The sequence below is a fragment of the Streptomyces sp. LS-MS-L19 genome, assembly GCF_058382285.1.
Window position 1 is genome coordinate 8,421,802 of sequence record NZ_JBYCLL010000001.1, and the last position, 25,983, is coordinate 8,447,784.

The following is a 25,983-nucleotide window of genomic DNA, read 5'->3' on the forward strand; positions in this document are numbered from 1 at the left end:
TGGAGGGGGTTCCGTTCGAGGCCGGGCTGCGGTCAAGGCGGGCTACGGCCAGGCCGGGCTACGTCGTCAACGCGGCCCGGTCCACGCCCAGTTCGCGGGCGAGGGCCTCGTCCACCCACTCCTGGGCCCGGGTCCGGGGGACCGCTCCGGCGTAGGACGTCAGCTGTACGGCGAGGCCGTCCAGGAGGGCGGTCAGGCGCAGGGCCGCGGCCGCAGGGTCCGGGCAGTGGAACTCGCCCGCCGTGACGCCCTCGGTGATCACCTCGGCCAGCGCCGCCTTCCAGCGCCGGTCGAGGTCGCGGGTGACCTCCTGGAGGGCCGGCTCGCGCAGTGCCACCGCCCAGCCCTCGATCCACAGCCGCCAGCCCTTGGCCTGGCCCGTCGGGGCGTACCAGCGCACGGCCGAGCGCAGCCGGCGCAGGGCGCTGGTACGGCGGCCGAGGAGCTTGCGCAGGTGCGCCAGATCCGCTTCGGCGGCATGGGTGAAGGCGGCCGCGACCAGCTTCTCCTTCGTCGAGAAGTGATACAGGACCAGGGCGTTGCTCACCCCGAGCGCCGAGGCCACATCGGCGATCCTGACGGCCGCCACGCCCCGCGCCCCGATCTGCTCGATCGCCGCCCGCAGCAGCTCCTCGCGCCGCTCGGCCACTGTCAACCGCACTCTCGCCACAAGGTCACCCTAATCCGTCGCCCGGGGTGTCACCGCCCGGCCGGGGCGGGGTCAGCGGTACCAGCCGAACCGCTCCGCGATCACCGGCAACCGGTCCGCGACCAGCGCGTGCGCGGCGGCGCGCGGCGAGATGCCGTCCGCCTCCGCCCGCGCCAGCAACTGCTCGACCAGGGCGCGCATGGAACGCCGTAGGTGTGCGAAGGCCTCGTCCGCGTCCGCGCCGATGTCACCGAACAGCGTCCACCACCACCAGGCGTTCGTCCCGGAGTTGACCACCACGTCCGGCAGCACGGTGATCCCGCGCGCGGCCAGCATCGCCTCCGCCGCGGGCAGGACCGGCATGTTGGCCGCCTCGACGATCCAACGGGCCCGGATCCGCGCCTGGTTGCCGGTGTCGACCGTGTAGGAGACCGCCGCGGGCACCAGCACCTCCGCGTCGACCGACAGCCAGGCGTCGCCGGGCAGCTCGCGGTCGGCGGGGCGCAGCACCGAGCGGTCCACGGTGCCGTAGGAGTCCCGGGCGGCGAGCAGTGCCTCGACGTCGAGGCCGGCGGGGTTGAAGACCGTGCCCTTGATGTCGGCGACGGCCACCACGGTGAGCCCCGCGCGCGTGAGGAAGCGGGCCGTGGCCCCGCCCATGGTGCCGAGCCCCTGAACGGCCACGCGCGTGCCCGCGTACGGCACCCCGGCCCGGTCCAGGGCCGTGAGCACCGACTCGGCGACCCCGCAGCCGCCCGCCAGCTCGTCGAGGCCGATGCCGTCCACCTCGACGGCGAAGGCGTCCGCGAGCCGCCGTCGGGCCGCGGCCTCGTCGTCGAGCAGCGGGTACACCGCCTGGATCGAGGAGACCAGGCCCGCCTCCGCGGCCGCCCGGTCCACCAGGTCCTGGCTGAGACCGAGATCCTCGCCGGTCGTCCACAGACTCTCGACGTACGGCCGCATGGCGCGCAGGTAGCGCACGAGGAGGCCGTACGCCTCCGGGTCCCGGGGGTCGCAGTCGATACCGCCCTTCGCGCCGCCCAGCGGGACGTAGCGCGCGGCGGGGTCGTAGTGCAGGGCTTCCTTCATGGTCATGCCCCGGGCGAGCCCGGTGACCTCGTCCAGCGTGCAGCCCGGGCGCATCCGCAGACCGCCGCTGGCGACGCCCCGCACCAGCCGGTCGACGACCAGGAAGCCGTGGCGGCCGGTGACGTGGTCGGTCCAGGTGAGCGACAGCAGGGGGGTGGTCACACGGGCTCCGGGGGCGGCGGCGGGTTACTGAATGATCAGTCAGTATTGGCATCGGGGTCCGCCCTGTCAACGTGAACCCCTTCCAAGGCGTCCTTACGCATGTGACCGGGTAGACCCCGGCTCTGTCAGCGGGGCGGACCATAATGGATGCCTCAGCTTCGCCACATGGAGGTACCGTGACCGGTTTCCGTTCCCTGAGCTCCGGGCTCCGCGCGGTGCAGCCCGCGGCCTTCGGTGCGGACCCGAGCGGTGAGCGCATGGCGCGCATCCGCAGATCCCCCCACTTCAAGGACGGCGTCTTCCAGAACCCCGGCGGACAGCCCACGCGGGTCCGCCCCGACGCGTCGCCGCTGGACTTCGCCAAGGTCTTCTTCGACAGCGACAGCCGGCCCCGGCGGGCTCCCGAAGGCCGGATCCCGGTGCACCCCACGACACTCGCCGACCTGTCCAAGCCGCCCGCCACCGGACTGCGGCTGACCTGGATGGGCCACTCCAGCGTGCTCGCCGAGCTCGACGGCAGGCGGGTGCTGTTCGACCCCGTCTGGGGTGAGCGGTGCTCCCCCTTCCCCTTCGCCGGGCCCAAGCGGCTGCACCCCGTGCCGCTGCCGATCGCCGCGCTCGGACCGGTCGACGTGGTCGTGATCTCCCACGACCACTACGACCACCTGGACATGCCCACGATCAAGGCACTCGCCGGGACGGACACCGTCTTCGCCGTGCCGCTCGGGGTCGGAGCGCACCTGGAGCACTGGGGCGTGTCCGCGGACCGGCTGCGCGAGCTGGACTGGCACGAGTCCACGCAGGTCGCCGGGCTGACGCTGACGGCGACACCGGCCCGGCACTTCTGCGGGCGCGGGCTGCGGAACACCCAGCACACGCTGTGGGCGTCCTGGGTCGTCTCCAGTGCGGAGCACCGGGTGTACCACAGCGGTGACACCGGGTACTTCGACGGCTTCAAGGACATCGGCGCGGCCTTCGGGCCCTTCGACGCCACGATGATCCAGCTCGGTGCGTACTCGGAATTCTGGCCGGACATCCACATGACCCCCGACGAGGCGCTGCGGTCCCATCTGGACCTGCAGGGCGGGGACGCGGGGCGGGGGGTGCTGCTGCCGATCCACTGGGGGACGTTCAATCTGGCCACGCATGCCTGGGCGGAGCCGGGGGAGTGGACGAAGGACGCGGCCGAGGAAGCCGGTCAGGCGGTGGCGTTCCCCCGGCCGGGCGAGCCGTTCGAGCCGGCGGGGAAGTTGCCGGTGGAACCGTGGTGGCGGACGATCTCCCGTCCGATCCAGCATCCCTGGCGGCGTCCGCAGGGTGTGGAGGACGTGGCCGGGACGAGCAGGAGTGCTCTCGACCTCGCCGGCGAGCGCTGACGCCGGTCGGGACGAGCCCGGCACGACGGCCCGGAGACCGGGACGTGGTCCGCCCGAAGGGCCGTCCAGGGCTGTCGTCCGGACGCACACCGCGGGGTGTGGGGCCGCGTGCGTGTGCCGGAGCCCGGCAGGCGTGGCCGCGGCCTGAGCACGCCACCGTGCCGAAGCCGGTCGACGGCGCCAGTACCGGTGGGTCGGCGCATCGCCATGAGGGAGTCGGTGCCCCGGTCCGGCACCTCGTGCGTGGCACCGGGGCGGCCGCCCGGCAACGGCCGCGGCCTACGGCGGCAGCCGGGCCGGTCGTCCGCGGTACCGGTTTCGTGAGGGCGTCCCTGCGCTGTTCCCAGGGGGCGAGCACGGTCTGGGCGGCTTTCTCACGCTGGGCGCGGTGTCCTGATCGGGGAAGTCGGCGAAGCCTCGCACATCACGGGGGCTGCCGAAGCGCAGCCTGGTCGGGTGCGGGTGCGGGTGCGGGTGCGGGTGCGGGGAGGACGGAGGGCGCGCCCGCTGTTGTCGCCCGGGTGGCCGGCCGTGGCGAGGGGGAGGCGGACGGGGGTGCGAGATCGGTTCCGTAGACGACGGCGATCTGCGCGCCGGGTATGACGACGAACCGCGCCGGATGGTGGAATCTGCCTTTTCCGGGCTGAGTGACCGCGAGCGGCCGCTGGAGTACGACGTCGCCCTCGCTGAGCAGTTCGCGCTCGCCATCCAGACTCAGCAGCTTTCCCTCCCAGAGCCGCCCGTCGGTCAACTGGACGGCGAGCCAGAGCGAATGTCCCGGCGGGGTCAGCTCGACGGCTCTGCGCAATGGCGAGTACGGGGTGTGCCGAACCACCGTGCCGCGATGCCGGGCCATGGCCAGTCCTCCCGTGGCCGTGCACAGGACACCCACCGAGAGCGCGAGGGCGCCCGAGGAGACCGCCTGCCAGGGGTGAACGCTGAGGTACGAGGTCCCTGAGAGCAGTCCTTCCAGCGGCAGCAGCGCGGTCCAGTGCGGGGCCAGCAACAAGGCCGTCAAGGCCCCGGCGGCACTGCCGATGGTTCCCACGCACACCAGATCGACGAGCTCGAGAAGAGCGCTGCGCCGGCGCCGGGGCAGCCGCACCTCGACGATGCGGACGTACACGTAGCCGGGTGCGGCTGAGAAAAGCAGAACGACGAGCGCGACGAAACTGGTCGGCATCTCTCCCGGTACCTGGCCTCTCTGTCTGTCGGACGTACCGCCGGCTGGTCAGTTCGCGCTGCCTCCGGAAGCGGCGTTGCCGTCCCCGGCGGTCTGTCCGTCGCTGCTCTCCTGCGGTTGCCGCAGGAGTTGTGCGTCAGGGGTGCGGAACGGATCCGGGAGCTCGGCAGCGCCGGGGTCCTCCTCGGCCGGCATGTCGATACCTCGTGGTTCCGTCCCGGTGCCGTCGCTCAACTCGTTCTGCTGCACCAGGTCCTGGAGGTCCTCGTGCGTTTCGAGGAGCTGCCCGAGCCGTTCGTCGAAGTCCTGGTCGTCCAGGTCGGCGGCGGCGCCGTAGAACTCGGTCAGCGCGGTCCGGGTCGACGCGGTCAGGCGGTGCAGACCGGAGCTGTGGACGGCGGCCCGGACTCGGGTGTCGGTGACGGTCCGTGCAGGACCCGGAAAGGACGGATCAGGAAGGTCGGAACGGCCGGATCGCACGAGTGCTGACACCTCCGGAGGAGCGGGGAACACGGTTGTCCGGCCATCCTGCCAGTGTGGACTGCCCAGTTGACCGTCTTTTTCATGCTTTCCCGGGCACGAATCGTTCACTTCTCCGTAAGGTTGAGGGTGAGAACGCGACTGGATCCGGCCGTCCGGAACATCACCAGGCGCGATGCCCGGGCGGAGGAGCACGGTGGTCGGGGAGAGATTGCCCGGTGAGTACCGGGACTTCACCGTACGCCTGCAGAAGACGCGGAGTGAGGATGGCAAGATCCGCTTCGACGTCTGTGCACAGGAAGTCCGGCAGCGGACGTGGATCTCGGTCGACATGGCCCGGCGGCTGGCCGGAGAGTTCGGCCGGCATGCGTCCAAATACGGCGGTCTGGCGTCCGATGTGGGGGAGAAGCTGCTTCCCGGAGCCGTGGGCAACCTCTTCCGGAGTGCCCTCGCCGACACCGTGCACGGGTGGTCAGGGCTCCGGTTGTGCATCGAGACCGACAGCCCGGAACTGGCCGCAGTTCCCTGGGAGGTCAGCTGTGTGCGCACCGGCGGGCGGGGGGTCACCGAGGAAAAGGAGTACCTGTTCCTCATACCACGGGTCTCCGTCGTACGCCGCCCCCTCGTGCAGGCCGCCGAGGCGGCCTCGGACCAGCCCGCCGGGGCAGTGCTCCTGAGCACCGCCCTGGACCTGTCCGACCCGCACGGGCTGTTCGGCCTGCCGGTGCGGGACGCCAATCCCCTGAGGCACGGCTCGGTGATGGAGCTCAGGGACGCGGGCAGACGACTCGCGGATCTGGGGCTCGAGGTCATCCCCCCCAAGGACCCGATCAGCGCCGACCAGCTGCGCGCCGAACTCGGTTCGCCAACCTCGGTGTTCTGCTTCGGGGGCCACGGAACACCGGAGGGGATCGTGCTGGCCGGACCCGAGGGCCGGGCGGCCCCGACGCTGATGCCCGCGGGTGAACTCGCCCAACTGCTCCGGGAAGCGGGTGTGCGGGTCGCCGTGCTCGTCGCCTGCCATACGGCCACCGAGCTGACAGCGGGTTCCCCGGCCGCGGACGAGGGCTGGGCGAGTGTCGCGGCGACCCTGGTGAGAGGCGGCGTGCCCTGGGTCGTCGGCATCCGCGGCCTCGTCATGGAGAACACCGCGGCCGAACTCACCCGCGAGTTCGTGCACGGGCTCGCCATGGACGGCTCCGTCGACAACGCGCTCGCGCGCGCCCGGCGCGGGATGTCATCGGGCGGGTGGCTTCCCGTGCTGTACACCTCCGTTCAGGAGCGAGAGCCGCAGGTCCCGGTCCGCCGACGACCGCCGGACCAGGAGGCGGGACCGCGCGCACTCCGGGCGTTCCCGGTCGTGCCGCAGAGTTCGGGCGACCTTCGGCGGCTCGCCTGCGACAGCGGTCCGTGCCGTCTCGACGTGCTGTGGGGGCTGGACCGGGGGCCCTTCCGCGGCGTGCTGGCCGACCACCCGGGAGCCGATCTCGTCGCCGAGCTCAGAAACCTGGAGGAAGAAACGCTGTGGCGGGCCACTCGCCGGACGCAGGACCAGCCGGCCCTGGGACAGGAGGCGAAGGCGGACCCGGCGTTGCCGAGGCGGGGGTGGTACGAGGTCGTGTGCGACGACATCGAGATGCCTCGGTCCCTGGAGGCGCTCAGAGCCCGGGTCACGCACAGCTACGGCTGGACGACCCGTCTCGCGTGGGACCGGCGTGGTTCCGCGATGGGGTTCGTGGTGCGCTGTGCGGTGCCGGTCTGCGGCCCGCCCACCGAGAAGCGGCACAGAGCCGCCGTCGACAGTCCGCGTCGGGCGGCCGAACTCGCCGGAGCGATCGGTGCGCTGCTGCCCGGCGCCGCGCTGATAGTCCAGATGACCGCGCAGGGCGAGGACGGCTTACGGGGCGAGGGGGAGCAGGCCCTGTTGAGAGCCGCCGAAGAGACGGGCCGGTTGCTGCCCCCGCGCAACGACGGCTCGGGCATCGCGTCGGCCGTGCTGACCCGCGTGCGGTGGGGGGATGCCGCGTGGCAGGACGACACGGAGCAGGAGGAGGGCGGCGCCGCCCAGAGACCCGTGGACTCCGAGGCTTCCGCACTGCTGCTGGGCTACCGCCGGGAACAGGGGCGACAGAGTGCGGCCGAGCAGCGGTGGGAGAAGGCCGGGCAACTGCTCAAGGAGGCCGCCGCGATGAGGTGCGGTCCACTGAGCGACCCATGGTTCCTGGCCGGGCTGTTCCGGACGGACACACGTCCTGACATCGTGGCACGGATCAGCCTTCTGGCCCGGTCCGAGGACGACAAGGCGCGGTACGCCTCCCTTGCCGCGGCGACCACCAGGGAGGAACACCTGGCGGTATGGCTGGAAGCAGCGGAAGGGCTCCCCGCACTGGCGGGCGACCCGACAGCGCAGTCGGCCCCGGCGGGTGGACCCGCCGGGGGCATCCGCCCGATCGACCCCGGTCGACTGCCGCCCGCCCTGTTCCCCCAACCCGTGTTGACCTGCGTGGTACTCGGGCTCCTGCGGCGCCGGGACGATCCCGCGCGTGCCGTGCCGTCGCCCGACTGGGACGAGCTGGTCCTCCCGGACCTGCGTCAGGTCCTCGAGTACCTGCGGTTCGCCCCCGAAGGACCGGACACGGACGCCCGCAGGAAGGCCGACCGGGAGTTCCTGCTCGGCCTCGGCACCTATACGGCCGCGGTGACCGCGCTGCGATCCCGGATCGGCCGCTCCGTGCCGGTCGGTGAACTGGCCCCTGGTGGACGGCTCTCCCCGGCAGGCTGGGCCGCCCTCACGTCCCGCCCGCTGGACACGGAGTCGGTACGGCTGCTGAGCGAAGAACCCGCGGACTGGATGCGGCGGGTCGTCGGCTTTCACCATGCACGGTCCGAACCCGACGGCAACATGCGCCGTTCCGCCGAGGGGCTGCGCCGTGAGCTCCTCATCCCGCGCCCGCCTCTCATCCCCGCCGTCTGACCCCGGCCCCGGCGGTCTCCGGACCGCGAACGGTCCCTGGCCACCCGCCCCTCACCTGCATCCCTCCGGTCCGTCCGTCCGCCGCCGCTCCGCGCCGACACGCAAGGAGAGCCCGTGCTCGCCGCCTGGTACTTCTGCTCCTGCCGTGGTCTCACCATCCAACAGAGCGCCGACTACCTGGACATCATCGAGATCCTGCGCTCGAAGAAGAGCGGTCCGGACCAGCTGGCCGCCGCCGTCGAGAAACTGGCGGAATGCGAGCCCGCCCTGCGGCTGCACGGGCTCGTGTATGTCCTCACCGCGCCCCGACGCGCGGAGTTCGGCCCCGACGCGCTGTCCACCGCGGCCCGCCTCTGCGACGGGCTCGTCGAGTGGGCCGTACCCGCCGAGCCGGAAGCCCGGCGGGTTTTGGACGGCCTGCTCAAGGAAGCCCTGGGCCTCGCCCAGGACCGGGGATTCGTCGAACGGGTCGAGGGCGTGCTGCGGGACTGCCGACCACGGGTCGCCGTCGTGCAGGAAACCGTCCCTTACCAGAACCTTGACGACACCGTGCGGGACATCCTCGCGCTCACTCTGCTGGTGGCAGCCGTCCAGGAGCGGGCGGCGGACGTCGCGACCCTCTGGACGGACGGCGACCGCCCCGACGTGGTCACCTACGCGCTGGCGAACCAACTGGGCCGGCTGCCTCTGCTGCTCGCGGTCGACGCCGTACTCGCCTCCTCCCACGAGGAGGCGGACGACATGGTGCGGGCGGCGCTCCGGCGCGCGGGCCGGGGAGCGGCGGACCTCGAACCCGATCTCCTGACGGGTCTTGCCCGGTCCTGGTTCCCCCTGTCCTCTCCGGGCCAGGACGCCTCGGCCACCGCTGAGGAGGACTGGACACCACAGGGCCCGGAGGACCTCGCGGAACGGTTCGAGAACGAACTGGGCACCGGACTGCTCCTGCGGGGCTGGTCCGGAACCGGAGGCGGGGCTCGGCCGGGACACTTCACGCGCGGTGAGGCGCTCACCCGGCTGGGCTGCGAGTCCGACCGCATTGCCGCCGAGCGGGTGCCCACCGCGCTGTGGCAGCTCACCCTGTGGGAACTCTTCGCCGCACACGATCCGGTGCGGGCGCTGGAGTCCGCAGCGCGCTGGTGGGGCGCCCCCGCGAAGCACGAGAAGCGGACCCTGCCCGGCGGCGCCCTCGCGGTCCTCGCGTCCACTGCACCGACCGACTCCGAACGGCAGACGGCCGTCGAGTGGATCACCACCATGGTCGGAGGAGGGTTCCGTCCGGGAGCGGAACCCTCGGTCACCGGACGGGACGATCCGAACGGCTCACCGCCGTACGCGGTCTGCTCACCGTGGATGTGGCGGCGCGACAACCACTACACGCTGGCCCGTTACCAAGGGGCCCCGGAGAACTGCCCGACCTGGTACCAGAGATGGGACGATCTCGACCTGCTGCGCGTCGCGGCGCTGGCCCCGGTGGCGGTGCGGCTCCTGCGCGAGGCCGAGGCTCCCTCCTCCGGGCCGCTGACGGACCCCGCCGTGGCCTTCCTGTTCCACGCCAAGGACGTGTTCACCGACCCGCGCCGACGCTTTTTCCTCACCTCGCTGCTCACCGAGTCACACCCCGAGAACCTCACGGTCCGCCCACCGTTGGCGGCCCTGATCCTGCACGCCCACCTCACCGTGGGGCGCGCCGGTCGCGGTATGTATTCCGAGATTCCCGTGTCGATGTACGCGGACTTCCTGGTCGGCGGCCCCGGCGACACCCGGGGAACCCTCGACAAGGGGCAGTGGAACCGGCTGTTCTCGCGTCCCGCCCTCAACGGTGCGCGTGACTGGATAACCGACTCCGCGTCCGGCGCCCGGCGCGTCGGCGACGGGGAGAACGACGGAGTCGGCTGGTTCGACGGCGGCGTCCCTCACGCGCGCCGGGTGCTGACGGCGGCCGTCGGGCGCCTTCTCCCGCTGGACCGGGAAGAGAACGCCAAGAACCTGAAGAAGGCGCAGGACAAGGGCGACGCCGCGCCGCGCATGTACACCTCCACCACGCCCTTCCTGATGTCGCTCGCGGGGGACTTCTCCCTGGATCTCGTACCGGAGGCCCGTGACGAGATCGACCGGGACTGGATGACCCCCGCGCGGCTGGAACAGCTGCTCACCAGGTACCGCCGCAACAAGGAGAGGTCCGAGCAGGAGAACAGGACGACGGAGCCGGGGATCAAACCGGAGACCCTGCTTGTGGCCGACCGCTACCCCGCACACCAGTGGCAGAGGTACCAGGAGGTGATCGCCGAACTCGTTCCCGATCCGTACGAGCCTCGGCAGTGGCGGCACGGCCGGGAGACGTTCGACAAGTTCCTGGAGACGATGGGCGCCGCCCCCTTGACGATGCACACACTGCGGCTGGCCGCTCTGCTGGAAGCGAAGAGCCTGACCGAGATTCCCGAGAGCGAGGAGTGGATCGGCTCCTGGCGGCGGATGATGGACGCTGTCACCCACCGCAGGCACCTGGGCCGCGTCATCCGCAGGGTGGCCCTGGAGATGTTCCGCACCCCCGACCACGGCGTCGACGCCCAGGACCGGGTCACGAGCGTGCTGGAGCGTGTCGTCGACAGCATCGTGGCCTTCAGCGCCGAAGCCCCACGTTTCTACCAACTTCTCTTGTCCGAGCAGGCGTTGAGGCCCGGAGAAGGTGCGGTGGAACCTCTGCCGCCCGAAGGCATGAACCGCTTGCGCAAGCGTGCCCTGGAAGCCGTCCGGCGGCGCCAATGGCACGCGGACCGCACTCTCGAGCCGACGACCGGTCCGTGGGAGGTCATCGAACGACGACGGGCCCGCGCCGAGATCGACGCCGAGGTCCGCGCTTTCGTCGCCGCATCAGCCGCGATCAGCCTGACGTCCGACCCGGGGCAGACGCTGGGGCACGTCTTCGTGCGAGCCTGGGAGCAGCACGCACTGAGCCCCGCACAGCATTCCGGTGACGAGGGATCGGATCCCCGGCTGGTCGTCTCGAAGGGGCTGCGGCACTGGACGGGGGAGTCGTGGTCGGGCCTCGCGCCGTGGAGACTGCGCCCCGCGTCGGGTGAACAGCTGACCGACCTCTCCCTGCTCTCCGCGGACGAACGTCACGAACTCCTCGCCGCCTGGCGGGCGGACCCGCAACAGCGTCCCGTCCTCGGCATGGTCGCCGCGCGCGACGACGCGCACGGCTGCGTACAGGTCAACTGGGGAGGCGCCGCCCCGATGACCGCCGAGGACCGCGGTCGGCTGCGTGTCGGAGATCCCTGCGTGGTTCAGGTGCGGTGGGACGAGGAGGATCTGACCTGGCGACAGGCGCTGGGTGACACGGCGGTGCCTGCGGGCCGTGCCGACCCGGTGGACGGCGAGGTGCGCGCCGCTCGGGTGTTGTACGACGAGGGCCGGCCGCAGGTCGTGGTGGACGGGGTCGTGGGCGATGTGCTCCACGGTCAGCCCGACGCCGTCGTGCGCTGGGAACCGGACCTCTCGCAGATGGTCTGCGGACGGACGGTCCCCTCTCATCAGGACGCGCCGACGGAGACCCTCGCACGGTGGGGCGCCTCGACGGGGTGCTGGCTGCCCGTCGACCGTTCGCTGACGGAACTCGTCGCGAAAGACCTCCCCTACCGGACCCCGGAGGGCCGGCCCGCAGGGGTCCTGGTCTACGCGGGCGAGGGAGAGACGGACCGCACGGAATACGGAACGCGACGCTTCTCGACCGTCGCCGGCCGTATCTACCTGCTGCGGACCGACGACTGGCAGGACCCCGAAGCGCTCACGACCGCACTCGTCCCGCCGGGACGCGGGGCGAACGCCGTCGGCCTCGACGAGGCGCAGGAGCAGGAGTCGGCTCCCGCCCCCGGCATGCTCGTCTACGTGGCGCTGGGCGAGGGCGCCGATCCACGGCTGAGGCTGCTCCAGGACCGGCCCGAAGGAGCGCAGTCGCGCTGGCCGGGCCTTGCCCGGGGCGTCTGCCGAGACACCCGGAACCCGGACTGGCGGGGTCTCTTCGACGAACCGGAGCCCCGGCTGTGGCGGGCCACCCTCGGCACCGACGAGGACGGCGACACCCGCGTTCCCGGTATGACCTCCCGCTGGCGGGTCAGGGTCGATGACGTCACCGGTTATCCCGCGGGTGCGGGTTTCCCCTCCTCCGTGACCGTCGACGGAGTGGAGGAGGGCGAGGGCGGGGAACGTCTCTTCCGGCCGCTGCCCTGGGACGAACGGGCCGCCCGTGCCGCGATCGTGACCGGCGATTTGGTACGCGTCGAGCACCTCGACGACGCGGACCGTCCCCCGAGCGGAGCTCGCTTCGACGAGTTCTGGCGGGTCGAGCACGGTGACGTGCTCCCCGTTCGATCGCTGGGCCGCCCCGGCGCTCGCGATCAGACGATCGCGGCCGTCGCGGGCGCGGGCCTTCCGGTCCGGCTGGACCGCTCGGGGCTCCTCCAGGAGAAGGGGCCGGCCGCCGGACTCATGGTCGGGGTCAAGGAGGTCGGCCCCGCACCGGGACGGGTCGCCCCGGACGTGGCGCCCCTCCCGGAGGGTGAGCTGGCCGCCTGGGTCGGCGCGGACTCGCTTTCCGCCGACGAGGCCGAGGGCGTCGTCGTCAGACTGTCACGTCCCGCCGACGGGGCAGTCGCCTCGTACGGCGTCTGGTTGCGCGCGCCGGGGAAGCGGCCGTGGCTCTGCGAGCTGCCCGCCACGGCCTTCCGGACGCAGGTGACCGACCTCGGCGCCACATTCCGCGGGACGCGTTCGAGCGACGGCTGGCTCTTCACCCCGCGCCAGGTGTCCGGCACCCCGCTGTACCGGGTGAGCGAGGCGGCGGCGGAACCCGGCGAGCCATGGCGGTTCCACACGCTCGTCCGCCGCCGGGGGGAGACGGATCTCGCGCTGTACACCCAGGGGGACACGGGTGGCGTCCTCATGGCTCCGGCCCCGGCCCGGCCACGCGACGTCCGGATCACGGTGACCACCGTCCTTGGCACGCACCCCGTCGGGGCCGGAGAGGTGTCCCTGCCGCTTGTGCTCGCCCGTGTCGGAACATCTGACGCGGTGGGCACGCTGCCAGCCTTCCTGACCGGGAAGAACGCCGTCACCGGCAGGACGGCGGTGACCGGGACGTACGTAGTCCTCACGTCCGACGGCCGGCCCGAGGACGGGGTTGCCGGTTCGGGCCTGACCGGGTTCCGCCGGTGCTTCGACGTGGGCCCCGGCCCCCGGCCCGTCCCACGCAAAGCCCCCACCCGGCCGCGTACCCGGGAGGACGTCCTGCGCCAAGCGGCTGCGGAGGGCAGGCCCCGCACCGAAAGGGGCGAGATCCGGGACGGCGCGCTGCACCTGGGCGGGCTCCGCATCCCGCTGCTCCGGGGGGACGCTCCCCTGGTCAGGGCCGCATGGTATTCCCCGGACGAGGTCAGGGGACGGATCCTCGTGGAGGACGGCGCCCTGGCGGCTTCGACCGAGCAGGTTCCGCCCTTCGACGCCGCGGGCTTCGCCCAGTACCTGGCCGACACGGCGTCCGCACGGTACGGACGCACCTACCCGCTGAGCAGCCTGCACTATGTGAAAGCCGACCGGCGAAACGGCGAGTCGGCGTACCTCTTCGAGTGGGGGCGTGGCTACACGGTCCTGCTGCGCGAGGCGGAACTCACCTGCGACGGCCGACCCTGCGGCGAGCCGTTCCCGCTCTTCCACGGCGACCGTCTGGCGGCCGTGCGGGTCCGCCGGAGTTCCGGTCCGTCCGGGGTCACACTGGATTTCCGCAGGGACGACATCCGCATTCAGGCGGGCACCCGGGCCCACGACGAGGCACGGGACGCCCGTCTCATCCATCAGATCACCGTCATCGCCGATCCCCGCACGGGCACGGTCCGGGTCAGGCGGGTCCGGTTGACGCCGCGTTTCGAACCGCGGGCGGAGGAGTCGTTCCAGGACAAGCCGATCGCCGCCCGCCTCACCAGGGCCGACCAGGAGAAGATGCTGCGGCTGCTGGGTGACAGCGCCGCGGCGACGGAACTGAGCGTCTTGGCCGAATTCGACCAGGTCGAGTACGGCAGAAGCATGGGCAGACGGCGCGTCTTCCGTTACAGGGAGCCCGGGTTCATCGGCGCGGGAGACCCGGGCGACCGGATCTTCATGGTCGCCACCGGCATCACGCGGGATGCCGACGGCACGTACCTCACCCTGAGACTGCCGGACTCGGTACGGCAGGCCGATGGCACCGACCTGACCGTGCGCGTGTATCCGCGGGACTACTCCGTGCGCCCCAACCTGCTCGACCGGATCTACGACGAGACGCGTTCCGTCGGCCCGGGCGACGGGGCCGATCCGTCGCCCGGGTATGAGGGAGCCGTGTTCCTCGTCGAGGTACGGCAGGGCAAGACGTCCGGCAGTTGGCTGGGCAGGCTCACCACCGTCCCGGCCAGGGAGGCGAGGGCACTGGTCAGCGCGGTGCGGCACGCCGGAGGTTCACTGCTCGCCGTGGTCGCCGACCCCCAAGGGAGCAAGGTCGAGGTCGTCCCCGGAGTCGTCTTCGAGCTGCCCGAGGAGTCTCGCGAGTACGCGGCCAGGGCGGGAACGGGGGCTGTGGTCAGGCTCTCCACGCGTGGCGGAAGGGGGCTGCACGTCGGCCTGGCGCAGAGAGCGGATCACGACTGCCTGCCTACCGGCCCACGCGGGCGTGCCGTACTCGTCGGGAAGGCCGGCGACCGAGGCGACGACGCCGGGGGATCCTTCCGCGCCGACGGCCTGCCCGCCCTTTCCGTCACGGTCGCGACGCAGCTCGCGGATCGTCTGCGACGGACCGGAGTCCCCCAGATCGCCCGCCTCCTCCCGCACGGCACCGGGAAGGAGGAGGCCCTGACGTCGAGCCCCACCGGTGTGCGGGCCGGAAAGGTCGATGTCCGGGGCGCGATGCCGCGCATGTGGCCTGTGCCGCTCGGCGCGAGCGGCACGCCGAAGGAGGGGCCCGTCCCCTGGTCCCGGCTCAGCTTCGCCGACGGCACCGCGGAGGACATCGCCGCGCGGTGGAGGAACGGACGGCGCCATGACCTCCGGGAGACCGCTGCCATGCGCCGCGCCCGGTGGCAGACCCCTTCGTTCTTCGACGTCGACGACAACGGCGACTGGACGCTGCGCTACCGACCCGAAAGGCTGCCGAGGAACTTCGCGCTGCCCCCGACCGCTCTGACAGAAGCACCGAGACCGCCAGGTCCCGCCTGGTACACCGTGGCCGGCCCGGCCCGGCACGTCTCGGGCACCGCCTACGGTCTGTGGCTCGAACTCGGCCCGGGCCGTGTCGTCGAGGTGAGCGGACACCTGGTCACGGGAGTGTCCGGGCGCCCCTTGGCCGACCTCGCCTGGGACCGGTTCGGCCCTGGCGACCAAGTGCGCCTGGAGGTGGACCGCGGCGCCTTCGCCGCGCCCCGGGGGCTCCGGCTGCTGGACTGGCGTCCGGGCCCACGGGCCGCATGGTCGGCCGCCTCGGACCGCCGGGTGTGGCTGCCGGTCCGCCGCGTGCGCGTCGGGAACGGAGTCGAACTCGGCGCGGGGCACTTCCGCTGCCGGTACCCGCTGGCCGACGTCGCATCCTGCTTCGCCCCGGGCGGCCTGCTGCACTCGGTCAGGACGGCCGTCCTGGACTGTTCCGCCAACACCTTGGCCGCCGCCCCCGACACTGGGCCGGCCACCGGTGACTGCGCCCTGCTCGGCCTTGGCCCGGACGGTGCTTTGACCCTCCTCGGACTGGAACCCAGTCGTGTCGAGCTGAGCGATGCCGACGACGGGTGGCCCGGCGGCGACTGGCTGCGCGACCTGCTCGCCCGGCGGCCGGCCGCGGTGCTGGACGGGCTCGGCTGTCTCCCGGTGACCGTGGAGCACTGGTCACAGGAGTCTGTCACCGTGTCACGCCGGCTCCAGCCCGACGGGACGCCCCACGACCGGGCGATCATGCTCTGCGTCGGGCTGACCGAGGTCGACGGAGACCTCCTGGTGCGCTGCGGGGGAGCGCTGCACCGTCTCCCCCTGAGCGAGGCGGTCCCCGGGCTGCCGACGGAGCTGGCCACCGAGGCCGCCGTGTTCCTGGGAGATGTGGTACGGCGCGGCACAGGTGAGGGGCCGCGTGGCCGGCGGCTGTGGTGCCGTACGCAGGCGCCCGCCGGGGGCCGGGAGTCCGGCGCCGGCCCGGTGCTCCGCGTCGGTCTGCCGGCGCCGGGCGCCCCGGCTCTTCAGGACGAGCTCCTCGTGACACCGCGTGGTGTGCTGGCCCCGCAGGACGGACCGCCGCACGGTCTGCTCGTGGAGGACGAGCAGGACCGCAGCTGGTACTGGCTGCCCGCCGAGCGGGCGTCGTGGTTGCCGGACCCCACGGCCGGTGAGTTGCGCGCCGCCCTCGTGGACGACGCACGGTCCCTCCGCGTCCGGCGCATGCCGGACGGCACCGTGTCGGTGGTGGACGTACGGGAGGTGGAGCGCACCCGGCTCGGCCTGCGGCCCGGCTCCCGGATCCGGGTCGAGACGTACGGCCTGCGCGATACCACGGGAGAGGGGCCGCGAGCGAGGGTGGCCCGGGTGCTGCCCTCGGGCGTCCTGGTGCAACTACGTCCCGAAGCGCACGACGAGACAAGCGGCAGGAGGAAGGACAGCAGAGGGCGGGAGCGTGGGGAGAGCGACCGCGGGCCGGCGAGCGAGTCGCTGTATTGCGAGGTGGAGAGGCTGGACGCCGGGCCGGACCGTTGCGCGGTGCATGTCGTACGGGTCGGCGGCCGCCGCCTCAGGGCGGACCTTCCCAAGCGCCTAGCCCAGGTTTCCGCGACCACCGCGGCAGCCGAACAGGCATCCCTCGCAGCGCGGTACGCCGACATGCCGCTCGTGTCCACGGCGGTATCCCTGTCCCAGGCGCCCGACTTGCCACTTCCACCCGAGGCCCGGCACGAACTGCGGCGCTGGCTGACGGACCACGGCGAGGCCGCGTACCACCTCCGGCCCGATCCGGACACGCCCGGGGCGTACCCTGACCTGGAACTGACGGAGATCCTGGCCGTCCTCCTGCTGATGGAGCGGCACGGCCGCGACAGCGCGCTGCACGCCCGGGGCACGGTTCTGCTCGCACACCACCTGGGGCTGCGTGCCACCCGCTCCCTCCACGTGGAGCCGCTGGTGAGGACCTGGGCCTCGCACGAACAGCTCCAGGCCGACGCGCGCCTGAGGATCCTTCAGTTCCCCGCAGAGATGACCGACAGACAGCTCGCCGCGGCCCGCGCCTTCGGAAACGGTCTGCTCGGGCAGACCGACGGCAGGGCGGGGGCGCACCCCGACGCGCCCGTGGCCCGGGCCGTACTCGCCACCGTGGGGGAGCTTCCGCCGGGAGAGAACCTGACGGAAGGCGCCACGACGCTCTCCTCGCTCGCGGCTCTGGGCAGGGCCTTGCACCCTCCGAAGGGAGAGGCCACGGCCCAGACCGAACTCACCCCGGGGCAAAGAAGCGTGTTGCGGAGCTCGCTGCGCAATGCCTTGAGCGTCCCTGTCCCGCTCCTCGCCCCCGCCGTGCCTCCGGCCGAAGCCCAACTTCGCCTCGCACGTACGGTCCTCGAGGAAGGCGTCGAGTGAGCGAGGCTAAGTGGGCTCCTGGAGCGCCCAGAGTGAAGAACGGGATGCGGCCCAGGAACCGCCGCCGCGTCGACCGTACGGAGCCTCCCCAGGCGCGGACCACGGAGCGGGCCGCAAGGCCCTGGGCGGTCGTCGACAAGGCCGGAAACCGGGAGGCGGCCGCGCTCCACGCCATGTGATGATCCTTCCGGTGCGCCGGGGATCCCGGAGCACCGGTCGTCTCACCACGCCCTTGGGGGGTAGCAAATGAGCCTGTTATTCGTCGGACGCCCGGTACGACTCAGATCGGGCGCCGCCGTCGCGGTGGCGGCCGGTCTGCTGACGGTCGGCCTGGCCTCGCCTGCGTTCGCCGCCGACGATCCGCCGCAGACCGACCAGCTGTGGATCAACCCGCCGTACGAGCAGACGCTGCCGACCGGTACCGACGGCGGTCAGCCGCTGTCCCGCACCCTTGGCGTCGGCATCTACCACGACAACGACAACTTCACGGTGACCGACGGCAGGCTCGCCATCGACGTCTCCGGCCTCGCCGGGATCGCCGAGGTGACCTGGCCCGACAACTGCACGCCGAACAGCGTCGGCGCGGTGTGCGACATCCCCGTGGTCCCCGCGATCGGGGGTGACTACCAGGACCAGGTGTTCTTGACGGTGCGCGCGGCCGACGGCGCCGCAGTCGGCGCGAAGGGCAGGATCACCTACGAGGCGACGGCCACCGGCGGCCCCGAGGGAACACTCACCGCGCCGCACAACAGCTTCGACACCACGCTCACCGTCGGCGCCGGACCCGATCTCGCCATCGACCCCGTCGCCGGCATCGAGGAGGGTCAGCCCGGCGACGAGCGGACGATCCCGTTCAGGGTCACCAACAACGGCAACGAGAGCGCGAACGGCTTCACCGTCAAGCTGTACGCCTCGTACGGCCTGACGGAGCTGACCCGGTACGACGCCTGCACCTACACCTCGACGGACGGCGACGACTACGCACCGTCGAGCAACGCGATCTGCACGTTCGACCAGGTGCTGGCACCGGGCGACTCCTTCGAGCTGCCCGAACCGCTGACGGTGCGACTCGCGCCGCACGCGCTGAACGAGCGGCTCGACATCGACGTCGAGCCGGGCGGCGGCGCCCAGGACATCGACTCCGACAACGACTACACGGTCCTCCAGATCGGAGCGGAGAACACCGCGGACTTCTCCGTGACCGGTGACACCGTCTCCGGCGCGGCGGGCGAGACGGTCACGGCCGACCTCACGTTCGAGAACAACGGGCCTGCCTGGTTCGGGAACCTCGGCTCCGGCGACCCGGTCGCCCGGGTCCGGCTGGTCGTGCCCGAGGGCACCACGGTCACCGGCGTGCCGTCCGGCTGCTCCCCGCGCACCCTCTCAGGCGGCTACTACCCGAACCGGACGGGTGCCCCGCGCTACGACTGCAGCCTGCCGTACTGGGTGTTGGAGGACACCCGGCGCACGTTCGCGTTCTCCCTGCGTGTCGACACCGTCGTGCCTGGTGCGACCGGTGCCGTGAGCATCCACCCTCCGTACGGCGAATTCGGCGAGTACCCCTTCGTCTTCGACCCGGATCTCACGAACAACACTGCGGTCCTGGCCGTCAACTGACCGGCCCGCGGGTTCGGACCGGCCGCCGAGCGGCCGCTCCGAACCCGCGCTGCACGGGACAATTGGTGGTGACCATGGAGGGCGGCTGTGTAGCGTCAGGCCTCCCCCGGCCGGGGGAGGCTGAGGGCTGAGCCTCGCGTCGAGTTCTTGTCGGGGTGTCGGGTGGCTGCGGCGGTGGTTTCGCCGGGGCCGCGTGGCACCCCTTTGTCATGCCCTCCTGCTGGGCCGGAGGCCCGGACGGCTGTCGATGTGCTGGGGCGCCGACGGACACGGTCAGTGACATTCGGGAAGGCTTGGGCCAATACTTCGGTGGGCCTTCTGGGCGCTGTCGAACGCGGGGAAGCGGTCGACGTGATGACCGGAGCCCGTGTACGTCCCGAGGTGCCGCCGTGCGTTCGTGAACTCTTCTGACCAGGGCTGATCGGTATTCACTCGTTCGAGGGTGCCCCGCCGGTCGGCTTGTCGGTCTGTCGTGCGAGGGCTCATACCAGAGTGGGACGCTCCTCGGGGGACTTTGTCAACTGCCGCTCGCACATGATGCGTTGGCGACTACTGTGTGTGTCCGCCGGGCGACGAGGGGTTGAAGTATTCGGTTCTCTCGACCGGTACGCCACGACGCATGCCCACGGCAGACCGCCGCGGGGGCGGGGAGGAGGGAGGGGACGCGCCGGTGACCGACGAACGCGCCGCCGCACCCACCCCCACACCCCCTGCCCGGCAGCCCGCAGGGGCGCGCGCCGCGGCCCGCCGGCCCGGGCGGGTCAGCCCGGGGCCCTCCGGCCATCAGGACCGACGGACCAGCACAAGGACACCGATGTCTCACCTCCGTGCACCGGCCGCGCGCGCAGACCGCCGTGAGGGCGGGCGGCACGGGCGGCAGGTCGCCCGCCCCGCACCCTCGCTGCCGGAGACGCACATACGGCCGCAGTTGTTGCGCCTGGCCGTGCTCCCGCCGATCGCGGTCGCCCTCAGCGGCTGCGCGGCCGTCCTGTTCACCGTCCGCTCCACCGGAGCCCGCCCCGGCCTCGTCCTGTGGGGCGTCCTCGGCGGCGCGGTCTCGGTCACGCTCGCGGGCATCCTGATCGCCGCGGTGGCGGCCGACCGAGCCGCGAAGACGGTGAGCGACCGGGTGGGCGCGCTGCGCCGCAGCAGCGCACGCCGGGAGGCCGAACTGCGGGCGCTGGTCGAGGGGTTGCGGCGCGGGGAGGTCCCGCCGGGGCGGGGTCCGCGCAGCGGTCCACCCGACGACGCCGACGACTTCGAACTGCTCGCCGCCGACCTCGCGCGGGCGCACGACGGTGCCGTCACAGCCGTCGTCCAGGCCGCCCAGCTCTCCAGCCAGGCGGGCAGCGAACAGAAGCTGGAGGTGTTCGTCAACCTCGCGCGGCGGCTTCAGTCGCTGGTGCACCGGGAGATCTCGATCCTCGACGAGCTGGAGAACGAGATCGAGGATCCCGACCTGCTCAAAGGGCTCTTCCACGTCGACCACCTCGCGACCCGGATCCGGCGGCACGCCGAGAACCTCGCGGTGCTCGGCGGTGCCGTCTCGCGTCGGCAGTGGAGCAACCCCGTCTCCATGACCGAGGTGCTGCGCTCGGCGATCGCCGAGGTCGAGCAGTACTCGCGGGTCAAACTGGTGCCGCCGATCGACGGCACGCTGCGTGGGCACGCCGTCGCCGACGTCATCCATCTGCTGGCCGAACTCGTCGAGAACGCCACGGTGTTCTCGGCGCCGCACACCCAGGTGCTGCTGCGGGCCAACCTCGTGACGTCGGGGCTCGCGGTCGAGGTCGAGGACCGTGGGCTCGGTATGCCGGTCGCCGAACAGCACCGCATGAACGCGCTGTTGACGGACCCCGATCAGGTGAATGTGGCCAGCCTGCTGGCGGACGGCCGCATCGGATTGTTCGTGGTGTCACAGCTCGCGAAGCGGCACGGGATCCATGTGCGGCTCCAGACCAACATCTACGGCGGGGTGCAGGCCGTTCTCGTCGTACCGCAGGCGTTGTTGGGGGCGGCGCCGGGGGCGGTGGGGGCGGGTGCGGGTTCCGGCGCCGATGTGCCCCCGCGGAGTCCGGGGCAGTCGCGGCCCGGTCCCGCGGCACGGCACCGGGGTGCACCCGCGGAGCCGCGTTCCGGGGGCGACCTGGGGCCACGGGATGGCCGGGGCGGTGCGGGGGCGAACCGCAACGGCCGTGTGATGCCGTCGGCGAGTGGCGGCGGGGCGGGGGCGCGGGGTGCGGTGAATGGGCGGGGGGCGGTGGCTGAAGCCGGGGCGGAGAGCGCGGGTGGCGGGCCTGGGCGGGGTGGGAGTGCGTCGGGCGTTGGTGGGCGCGAGTCCGGGGCCGGGGGCGCCGGTGAGCGTGGGACAGGTGTGACCGGTGGTGTCGAAAGAGCGGCGGGGGGCGGTGGTCGAGCGTCGGGTGGTGGTGGATCGGGACCAGGGGGGATCGGGGCGGCTGGGGGCGGCAACGGAGCTGCGCTGAATGGGGGCGGATCGTCGGCTGTTGGCAACGGAGCTTCACCGGATGGGAATTGGCGGTCGACGGACGGCAACGGTGTTGTGCCGGATGGTGTCGCGCTCCCGATCGGTGGCAGCGGTGTTGTGCCGGAGGGCGTCGCACCCTCAACCGGTGGCAACGCAGCGGGCGTCAATCGGACCGGGTCTTCGGCCGGTGGTAACGCTGTGGGACCCGACGAGGCCCGGCTGTCGGTCGAGGGCCACGCGGTTGACGCCAACGGGACCGGGCTGTCGGCCGGTGGCGACGGAGTGAGGGCCGACAGGGCCTCAGCTGGTGACAACCGGGCCATGGCCAACGGGGTCGGCGATGGGCGGGGCGGGGCGACGGGGCAGGGGGCTCGGTCCGGGCGGCCCGCGCCGTTGCCTGTGCGGGGAGCGCAGGCCCGGCGGCCCAATCCCGCCGAAGCCGTGCCCGGGATCCGGCCCGGCGATCGGCGGCTGGTCGCGGAGCATGTGGTCGCGCCTCCCACCCCGCGCACCGGGACCGTGCGGGGCACCATGGGCAAGCCCCAACTGCCCCGGCGCCGCGCCCAGGAGCACATCGTGCCCCAGCTGCGCGGCGGGCCCGCGCCCCGGCAGGACGCCGAGTATCTCGCCGGCCACGATCCGGGACTGATGGCGGCCTTCCAACGTGGCATCAGCCTCGCCGAGGCCCAACAGCACCTGGAGGCGGCCCCCGGCGAACCGGAACCGGCCATGCCTGCGGCTCCGCCCCACATGGAGTCCGCCCACACCGACCCGTCGGCATCCAGCCACACGGGCCAGGCGCACACGGAGTCCGGTCACACCATGGAGGCCAGCCTCCCTAGCTCCGCGCATACGGCGTCCAGCCACATGGAGTCCGGTTCTCTGGGCCCGACGCACACAGCGGGCGGCCACATGGGGTCCGGTGCCATGGGTTCCGCGCACGCAGCGGGCGGCCACATGGAGTCCGGTGCCCTGGGCTCCGCCCACACGGCCTCCGCCCACATGGACTCGACGCCATCCGTGGCCCCCACCCCCCTGGAGACCTACAGCGGCACCGGCCCGTCCCGTACGGACAGGGTGGCCGCCCCGCTGGAGTCCCGGCCCGTTCCGGCCCCCGACCCCTCCGCCGCGTTCGACTTCGGTGGGGGCACGCGCCGTACAGCCGCCGCCGCACCCACGACAGAGTCCGCCGACATAGACGTAACCCCCATGGAGCGGCCGCACATATCCGATGCGCACGGTCTCGGACCCGACCGCACCTACCCCCGGCACGACGGGAGCGCACCCGCCGGATGACCGTCCCCGCGTTCACCCCACCCCCCAGCGCTCCCGCAGACCTTCGTACCTCAAGGAGTCGATCCACCATGGCGAGCGAAGCGCCGACCGGCCATGTATCCGACCTCGACTGGCTGATGAGCGGCCTCGTGCAGCGTGTGCCGCACACCAGCAGCGCGGTCCTGCTGTCCTGCGACGGGCTCGTGAAGTCGGTCCACGGCCTCGATGTGGACAGCGCCGACCACATGGCCGCCCTGGCCTCCGGCCTCTACTCCCTCGGCCGCAGCGCGGGCGCCCGTTTCGGCGACGGCGGGGATGTCCGCCAGGTCGTCGTCGAACTCGACTCGACGCTGTTGTTCGTGACCACCGCCGGCTCCGGCACCTGTCTCGCCGTCCTGGCGGGACGCGAGGCCGACGCCGCCGTGCTCGGCTACGAGATGGCGATGCTCGTCAAGAGCGTCCGCCCCTACCTGGTGACCGCGCCCCGGCAGCACGCCGTCGAATCCCCGGCGATGAGGCCTTGAGCGTGGCGGCGGCCGGCGACGGGCCCTGGCTCGACGACGCGGCCGGGCGGCTGGTGCGGCCCTTCACGGTCAGCAACGGCCGCACCCGGCCGTCCATCGCGCTCGACCTCCTGTCGCACGTCCGGGCCACCGGAGTCACCCCCATCGGCTACCTCGGCCCCGAGCACGCACAGGCGCTCGACCTGTGCCGCGCGACCGTCTCGGTCGCCGAGGTCGCCGCCCATCTGAAGCTGCCGGCGGTGGTCACCAAGGTGCTCCTGTCCGACCTCGTCGACTGCGGGGCGCTGACCACCAAGCCCCCCGAGTTCACCCACAACCCGACTGACCGGGCTCTTCTGGAGGCAGTGCTCGATGGACTACGACGACAGCTCTGATCCCTTCCCCACCGCACTGAAGATCCTGGTGGCGGGAGGGTTCGGGGTAGGCAAGACGACCTTCGTGGGCGCGGTCAGCGAGATCGCCCCGCTCAGCACGGAGGAACTGCTCACCACGGTCAGCGCCGCGACCGACAGTCTCGACGGCATCGAGAACAAGGTCGAGACGACGGTGGCCATGGACTTCGGACGCATCACGCTCGATCCGGAACACGTGCTCTACCTGTTCGGCACCCCCGGGCAGGAGCGGTTCTGGTTCATGTGGGACGAGCTCTCCGAGGGCGCGCTCGGCGCGGTGATCCTCGCGGACACCCGCCGGCTGGAGGACTGCTTCGCGGCGGTCGACTTCTTCGAACAGCGCGGACTCGGGTTCATCGTCGCGATCAACGAGTTCGACGGCGGGTACCGCTACGACCCGGAGGAGGTCCGTGCCGCCATCGACCTGCCGCCGGAGATCCCGATCGTGCGCTGCGACGCCCGGATCTCCAGTTCGGGGGTGCAGACCCTGCTCACCCTTGTACGCCATCTCATCGCCCACAGCCCGGCGCCCGCGCCGAGCCATGGCGCCCACATGTGACCCCCGCACACACCGTCACGGAGCCGCATATGACCGACGTCCACAGCGACGGAAGCCGCCCATGAGCTACGACCCACCACGCCCGGCCGGTCGGCTGCTGCTCACCCCGGAGGACAAGGAGGCCCCGGACCGGGCGCGCCGGCTGCGCCTGCTGGGGCTCGGGGAGCAGCCGGAACCCGTGCTCGACGCCTTCGCCGAGCGGCTCGCCGAGCGCACGGGGGCGCCGTACGCGATGGTCAACTTCATCGGCGAGCAACGGCAGTTCTTCGCCGGTCTCAGGATTCCCGCGGCCCGGCCTCCCGCCCCGGCGGACGGTGCCGAGGCCAAGCCGGAAGTGGGCCGTTATATGGAGCGGGACCATGGGTTCTGCCCCCATGTGGTCGTCCGTCGCAAGGCGTTGGCGCTGGAGGACGTCCGCGACTACCCGCGCTTCGCCGGCAACCCGGTGGTCGACGAGTTCGGCATCCGGTCCTATCTGGGCGCACCGCTCATCGACTCGACCGGGATGGTCCTCGGCACGGTGTGCGTCGAGGACGTGGAGCCGCGGACCTGGGGGAAGTCCGGTCTCGAGACCATCAAGTCGTCGGCGGCCGAACTCGTGGCACGGCTGGAGCGGAGGGAGGCCGACGGGTTCCCGCTGTGAGCGGCACAGGGCGGTGAGCAGCACAGGGCGGTGAGCGGCACAGGGCGGTGAGCGGCACACGCCTGCGAGCGTCAGACGTCCATGGGCGTCACCCACCCGCGAGGGTCACGACGCCGCGCCGCGGTCACACCCCGCCGCGCCAGACGTTGTCGAAGGCGGAGCTCTCGATCGCCCGCCGTTGCCGTACGGCCTCCAGCTCCATCACCGCGTCCCCGACGGCGGCCAGTACGGTCGTGGCCGCCTCTCCGACGAGGTTCTCGTCGAACTCCGGTTCCTTGTCGTCGACCCCGGCGGCTGCTGCCAGGGCGGCGAGGACCGGCTCGCCCGACGACCGGCGTTCCTCCGCGCCGCTGCGGGCCGGGGAGTCGACCGGCACCGTCCGGCCGGAGAGCAGCGGGAGGCGACCGCCGCGTCTGCGGGTGGTCAGTCCGATCTTCTCCAGGTCGTCGACGTAGGCCGCGGCGAGCTCGCTGCCCCGGCGCCAGAGCCAGTCCTCCACCGTCTCATAGGGCTCCTGCCGGACGAGCGATGTGGTGGCTTCGTCCAGCAGCCGGTCTCCCGTCGCCGCCTGTGGGCCGGGCACGATCCGGTCGTCGTCCAGGGCGATGGCCCCGGCATCGATGAGGTCGAGCAACTCGGCCCCTGCGAGCGCGAGCGACAGGTCACCCTGCTCCAGGGAGCGGTCGCGAGCCACCTCCAGAGCGACGATCGCGAGGTCCCGTGCGGTGGTCATGAGCGGCTCCAGGTCAGTCGGCCGGGTGCGGGGCGGGGGCGCGGGGCCGCTGTGCGCGAGCCTGGCGCCCTCGGTCGATTCTCTCCGCGATCGGCCCACGATGACCATGCGATGCGGGAATCCGACCTACGGGACGACGGTCGCCGCGGCTGGGTCGAGCGACGGCGGTCAGGAGGGGGGCGCCGACCGGTACGCGTCGTGGAGCGGCGGGGCGA

At 72.3% G+C, this 25,983-nt stretch carries 15 protein-coding genes; 10 read left to right on the forward strand and 5 right to left on the reverse strand.

From position 1 onward, the window contains the following. Positions 1 to 58 precede the first annotated feature (58 nt). The gene (locus AC2XR2_RS37545; protein ID WP_491517501.1) at positions 59 to 670 is read right to left on the reverse strand and encodes a TetR/AcrR family transcriptional regulator; all 612 of its coding nucleotides are present in this window, start codon (positions 668 to 670) and stop codon (positions 59 to 61) included. Between the two features lie 51 nt (positions 671 to 721). Next, positions 722 to 1,900 carry a glutamate dehydrogenase gene (locus AC2XR2_RS37550; RefSeq protein ID WP_381296636.1) on the reverse strand — a complete coding sequence of 393 codons (1,179 nt, stop codon included), beginning with the start codon at positions 1,898 to 1,900 and terminating at the stop codon, positions 722 to 724. 176 nt (positions 1,901 to 2,076) lie between these two features. Between AC2XR2_RS37550 and AC2XR2_RS37555 the strand changes: the two genes are divergently transcribed. Next, the gene (locus tag AC2XR2_RS37555) at positions 2,077 to 3,276 is read left to right on the forward strand and encodes an MBL fold metallo-hydrolase (RefSeq protein ID WP_491517502.1); all 1,200 of its coding nucleotides are present in this window, start codon (positions 2,077 to 2,079) and stop codon (positions 3,274 to 3,276) included. Positions 3,277 to 3,700: 424 nt separating this feature from the next. Here AC2XR2_RS37555 and AC2XR2_RS37560 read toward each other — a convergent pair whose 3' ends face one another. After that, positions 3,701 to 4,459, reverse strand: coding sequence for a DUF6338 family protein (locus tag AC2XR2_RS37560; protein WP_491517503.1), 759 nt, complete (start codon positions 4,457 to 4,459; stop codon positions 3,701 to 3,703). A gap of 48 nt (positions 4,460 to 4,507) precedes the next feature. Next, positions 4,508 to 4,939: a hypothetical protein gene (locus AC2XR2_RS37565; RefSeq protein WP_381296642.1), complete on the reverse strand. Its 432-nt coding sequence runs from the start codon at positions 4,937 to 4,939 to the stop codon at positions 4,508 to 4,510. Positions 4,940 to 5,135: 196 nt separating this feature from the next. Here AC2XR2_RS37565 and AC2XR2_RS37570 point away from each other — a divergent pair, with 196 nt between their 5' ends. The 9 genes from AC2XR2_RS37570 to AC2XR2_RS37610 all read left to right on the forward strand — a co-directional run bounded on the left by AC2XR2_RS37570 (position 5,136) and on the right by AC2XR2_RS37610 (position 25,035). Further along, positions 5,136 to 7,913: a CHAT domain-containing protein gene (locus AC2XR2_RS37570; protein ID WP_491517504.1), complete on the forward strand. Its 2,778-nt coding sequence runs from the start codon at positions 5,136 to 5,138 to the stop codon at positions 7,911 to 7,913. Positions 7,914 to 8,027: 114 nt separating this feature from the next. Further along, positions 8,028 to 17,537, forward strand: coding sequence for a hypothetical protein (locus AC2XR2_RS37575; protein WP_491517505.1), 9,510 nt, complete (start codon positions 8,028 to 8,030; stop codon positions 17,535 to 17,537). Between the two features lie 44 nt (positions 17,538 to 17,581). Beyond that, positions 17,582 to 17,716, forward strand: coding sequence for a hypothetical protein (locus AC2XR2_RS37580; RefSeq protein WP_381296648.1), 135 nt, complete (start codon positions 17,582 to 17,584; stop codon positions 17,714 to 17,716). A gap of 67 nt (positions 17,717 to 17,783) precedes the next feature. Continuing rightward, entirely contained in the window at positions 17,784 to 19,154 is a 1,371-nt protein-coding gene (locus tag AC2XR2_RS37585; RefSeq protein WP_491517506.1) for a COG1361 family protein, read from the forward strand. An 814-nt stretch (positions 19,155 to 19,968) separates the two neighbouring features. Beyond that, positions 19,969 to 22,938, forward strand: coding sequence for a sensor histidine kinase (locus AC2XR2_RS37590; RefSeq protein WP_491517507.1), 2,970 nt, complete (start codon positions 19,969 to 19,971; stop codon positions 22,936 to 22,938). A gap of 68 nt (positions 22,939 to 23,006) precedes the next feature. Then, positions 23,007 to 23,441, forward strand: a complete 435-nt coding sequence (locus AC2XR2_RS37595; protein WP_123764475.1) for a roadblock/LC7 domain-containing protein — start codon at positions 23,007 to 23,009, stop codon at positions 23,439 to 23,441. A gap of 2 nt (positions 23,442 to 23,443) precedes the next feature. Continuing rightward, complete coding sequence (locus tag AC2XR2_RS37600; protein ID WP_123764476.1) at positions 23,444 to 23,815, forward strand: DUF742 domain-containing protein; 372 nt, start codon at positions 23,444 to 23,446, stop codon at positions 23,813 to 23,815. Further along, a complete protein-coding gene (locus tag AC2XR2_RS37605) occupies positions 23,793 to 24,392 on the forward strand; it encodes a GTP-binding protein (RefSeq protein ID WP_007386183.1) in 600 nt (199 codons plus the stop codon). The genes AC2XR2_RS37600 and AC2XR2_RS37605 overlap by 23 nt, the downstream gene beginning before the upstream one ends. 61 nt (positions 24,393 to 24,453) lie before the next feature. Further along, positions 24,454 to 25,035 carry a GAF domain-containing protein gene (locus AC2XR2_RS37610; RefSeq protein ID WP_330263203.1) on the forward strand — a complete coding sequence of 194 codons (582 nt, stop codon included), beginning with the start codon at positions 24,454 to 24,456 and terminating at the stop codon, positions 25,033 to 25,035. A gap of 124 nt (positions 25,036 to 25,159) precedes the next feature. On the opposite strand, the gene AC2XR2_RS37615 is transcribed toward AC2XR2_RS37610, so the two are convergent. Next, the gene (locus tag AC2XR2_RS37615) at positions 25,160 to 25,768 is read right to left on the reverse strand and encodes a GOLPH3/VPS74 family protein (protein ID WP_491517508.1); all 609 of its coding nucleotides are present in this window, start codon (positions 25,766 to 25,768) and stop codon (positions 25,160 to 25,162) included. Between the last annotated feature and the right edge of the window lie 215 nt (positions 25,769 to 25,983).